Genomic DNA, 3,864 nt, shown 5'->3' with positions numbered 1-3,864 from the left:
GAGCGCCGCCCGCGCGGCGCATCGCGGATAAATCCGCTCCTACATTTGTTGCAACGTGCCACGGTCTGTCAGGCCATGGTTGTCCGCCTTTGGCACCCGCCGAAATAACCGTTTGGCATCGGCGCCAACCAAAAAATCGCGTCGTGCCAACAAGGCTGGCAACCATGGCCTATCAGACATAGCTTCGTTGCAACAAATGTAGGAGCGGATTTATCCGCGATGCGCCGCGCGGGCGGCGCTCGATTTCAACACCACCACAAATCCCAAGTCATACCCCCACAATCAATCCTTCCAGAAAGGCTTGCGCCCTTCTTCACGGGCCTGCTCCCAGGTCAGGCCAATATCGCGCAGCTGGCCATCGTCCAGCTGCAGCAAGGCCCTGCGGGTGTGCCAGCGATGCACCATCAAACCCCAACGGCCAAGCCCTGCCGGTGCGTTGAAAACCTTGGTCTGCTGCCCGTGCTCTAATTCCTGGGCCATCAGTTGCAAGCGCACATCGCTCATGCCACCCATCGCTGCGTTCTCCCACTCAGTTGATACCGTGGGGAAAGCATGCCCGTAGGCAACCTTGGCAATACAGATCCAATAGCGCCTTATTATTCCCATACAGAATTGGCGATGTGCCAGCTGAATGCTGTAATTTCGGCGCAACTGTACTGGTCGCAGCCCCACCATTGCCCAGGAGTATGCCGTGACCCTTTACCTCAACCTCGCCGAGTTGCTCGGCGCGCGCATTGAGCAGGGCCTTTACCGCCCCGGCCAGCGCCTGCCTTCTGTACGCGCCCTGAGCATGGAACATGGCGTCAGCCTGAGCACAGTGCAGCAGGCCTACCGCATGCTTGAAGACAGCGGCATGGTGTCGCCGCGGCCAAAATCCGGCTACTTCGTCAGCGACCACCGCCAGCTCCCTGCCCTTCCCGCCGTCAGCCGACCGGCCCAGCGCCCTGTGGATATCTCCCAGTGGGAACAGGTACTGGAACTGGTACGCAGCACCCCGCGCCCGGATGTGATCCAGCTCGGCCGCGGCATGCCCGACGTCGATAGCCCGACCCTCAAGCCGTTGCTGCGCAGCCTGGCACAACTGAGTCGCCGCCAGGACATGCCAGGGCTGTACTACGACAACATCCACGGCAACCTTGCCCTGCGCGAACAGATCGCCCGCCTGATGCTGGATTCCGGCTGCCGTCTGGGCCCGAGCGACCTGGTGGTGACCACGGGCTGCCACGAGGCATTGTCGTGCAGCATCCGCGCGGTCTGCGAGCCGGGGGACATCGTTGCGGTGGATTCACCCAGCTTCCACGGCGCCATGCAGACCCTCAAGGGCTTGGGCATGAAGGCGCTGGAGATTCCCACCGACCCGATCACCGGCATCAGCCTCGAAGCCTTGGCGCTAGCGCTGGAACAGTGGCCGATCAAGCTCATCCAGGTCACCCCGAGCTGCAACAACCCGCTCGGCTACATCATGCCCGAGGCCCGCAAGAAGGCCCTGCTGAGCCTGGCCCAGCGCTACGACGTGGCGGTTCTCGAAGACGATGTGTACGGCGACCTGGCCTACACCTACCCCCGTCCACGCACCCTCAAGTCCTTCGACGAAGACGGTCGGGTGCTGCTGTGCAGCTCGTTCTCGAAAACCCTCGCGCCTGGCCTGCGTATCGGCTGGGTCGCACCCGGCCGCTACCTGGAGCGGGTGCTGCACATGAAGTACATCAGCACCGGCAGCACCGCGTGCCAGCCGCAACTGGCCATCGCCGACTTCATCGCCGGCGGCCACTACCAGCCCCACGTGCGGCGCATGCGCAGCCAGTACCAGCGTGGGCGTGACCTGATGAGCGACTGGGTGACCCGCTATTTCCCGCCCGGCACGCGCGTCAGCCGGCCCCAAGGGGGGTTCATGCTGTGGGTGGAGTTGCCCGAACATTTCGACACGCTGCGGCTGAATCGGGCTTTACTGGAGCAGGGCGTGCAGATAGCGGTAGGCAGCATCTTTTCGGCCTCGGGCAAGTTTCGTCACTGCCTGCGCATGAACTTCGCCTCCCGGCCGACGCCGCAGATCGAAGCCGCCGTGCGCAAGGTGGGTGAAGCCGCCCTTCGTCTACTGGATGAAGATATCGGCCAGGCGTAACTTTGCGCCGCCCGCCACGGTCCAACCCCATAGGCCTTTGCTGTACAGGACGATCCACCCTTGACACTCCAGCGAGCCGTGCCTCTGCTGCTGGTGCTGCTTGGCCTTGCAGGCTGCGCCAGCATCGACATGCCCCGCGAAGTCAGCCAGGCACTGCCTGCCAGCGATTCGGCGTTCGGCCGCTCGGTGCAGCGCCAGGCCGCGCCCTATGGCGGGCGCTCGGGTTTCCGTCTGCTGCCCAACAGCAACGAGGCATTCCGTGCCCGCGCCGAGCTGATCCGCAACGCTCAGGCGAGCATCGACCTGCAGTACTACATCGTCCATGACGGCCTGAGCACTCGGGCCCTGGTCCATGAGCTGCTGCGTGCCGCCGACCGTGGCGTGCGCGTACGCATCCTGCTCGATGACACCACCAGCGACGGCCTGGACGTCATCATGGGCACCCTCGACGCCCACCCCAACATCCAGATTCGCGTGTTCAACCCGCTGCAACTGGGGCGCAGCACAGGCGCCACGCGGGCCGTAGGTCGCTTGTTCAACCTGTCGCTGCAGCACCGGCGCATGCATAACAAGCTGTTCCTGGTCGACAACAGCATGGCCATCGTCGGCGGACGCAACCTGGGCGATGAGTATTTCGATGCCGAACCCAATCTCAACTTCACCGACATCGACCTGCTGGGCGTGGGCCCCGTGGCCGAGCAGCTGGGCCACGGTTTCGACCAGTATTGGAACAGCGCTCTGAGCCGGCCGATCGGCGACTTCCTCTGGCGTCTGCCGGACGCTGCCGACCTGCGTGCCAGCCGCCAGCGCCTGGAAGTGTCGCTGGCCGAGGCGCGGGTGCAGCGCAAGGCGCTGTATGACCGCCTGATGGCCTATCAATCACAGCCACGCCTGGATGTCTGGCGCAACGAGCTGATCTGGGCCCACAGCCAGGCGTTGTGGGATTCACCCAGCAAGGTGCTGGCAGACGATGAGCCGGATCCGCAATTGCTGATGAGCCAGCAGTTGGCACCGGACCTGACCGCCGTTCACCGCGAGCTGATACTGGTTTCGGCCTACTTCGTGCCGGGTGAGACCGGGCTGCTGTACCTGACGGGCCGTGCCGACGCAGGCACCTCGGTGAAGTTGTTGACCAACTCGCTGGAAGCCACCGATGTGCCGGCGGTGCATGGCGGGTATGCACCCTATCGCCGGGCGCTTCTGGAACATGGTGTGCAACTGTTCGAGCTGCGCCGCCAGCCGGGTGACCCCAGTGCCGGGCGCATGAGCTTCCACGGCAGTTCGGACTCGAGCCTGCACAGCAAGGCAATCGTCTTCGACCGGCGCAAGACCTTCATTGGCTCGTTCAACTTCGACCCCAGGTCGGTGTTGTGGAACACCGAGGTAGGCGTGCTGGTGGACAGCCCGGAACTGGCCGAATACACCCGCGAACTGGCCATGCAGGGTATGGCGCCGGCACTGAGTTATCAGGTCAGGCTGGTGAATGACAAGCTGGTCTGGGCGACGGAGGACAATGGCCAGCGGCACATGCTGACGTCGGAGCCTGGCGGGCTGTGGCGGCGGTTCAATGCCTGGGTCAGCAAGGCGGTCGGCCTGGAGAAGATGTTGTAGTCGAGGGCCTCATCGCCGGCAAGCCGGCTCCCACAAGGACCCTACAAAACCCTGTGGGAGCAACTGTCTTGCTCAATTTCTAAAAGCTGGCGCGATTCCTGTGGGAGCGGGCTTGTCCCGCGAACACCGGC

At 63.8% G+C, this 3,864-nt stretch carries 3 protein-coding genes; 2 read left to right on the top strand and 1 reads right to left on the bottom strand.

Annotated elements, in window-relative coordinates; all coding sequences use genetic code 11:
• Positions 1 to 282: 282 nt before the first annotated feature.
• Entirely contained in the window at positions 283 to 513 is a 231-nt protein-coding gene (locus tag PMI38_RS20335) for a DUF1127 domain-containing protein (protein WP_008097986.1), read from the bottom strand.
• A gap of 178 nt (positions 514 to 691) precedes the next feature.
• Here PMI38_RS20335 and PMI38_RS20330 point away from each other — a divergent pair, with 178 nt between their 5' ends.
• Together PMI38_RS20330 and PMI38_RS20325 are read left to right on the top strand one after the other, a co-directional pair.
• A complete protein-coding gene (locus PMI38_RS20330) occupies positions 692 to 2,122 on the top strand; it encodes an aminotransferase-like domain-containing protein (RefSeq protein WP_008097985.1) in 1,431 nt (476 codons plus the stop codon).
• A 60-nt stretch (positions 2,123 to 2,182) separates the two neighbouring features.
• Positions 2,183 to 3,733, top strand: coding sequence for a phospholipase D family protein (locus PMI38_RS20325; RefSeq protein ID WP_008097983.1), 1,551 nt, complete (start codon positions 2,183 to 2,185; stop codon positions 3,731 to 3,733).
• Positions 3,734 to 3,864 lie beyond the last annotated feature (131 nt).

This window comes from Pseudomonas sp. GM84 (genome assembly GCF_000282535.1).
Lineage (GTDB): Bacteria > Pseudomonadota > Gammaproteobacteria > Pseudomonadales > Pseudomonadaceae > Aquipseudomonas.
Note: the sequence above shows the minus strand (reverse complement) of the source record. Positions and strands in the feature narration are given on the sequence as shown.

What these genes read in the sequence shown, in the direction of transcription:
- PMI38_RS20335 (WP_008097986.1), bottom strand. Translation starts at nt 513, where the DNA reads ATGGGTGGCATGAGCGATGTGCGCTTGCAACTGATGGCCCAGGAATTA.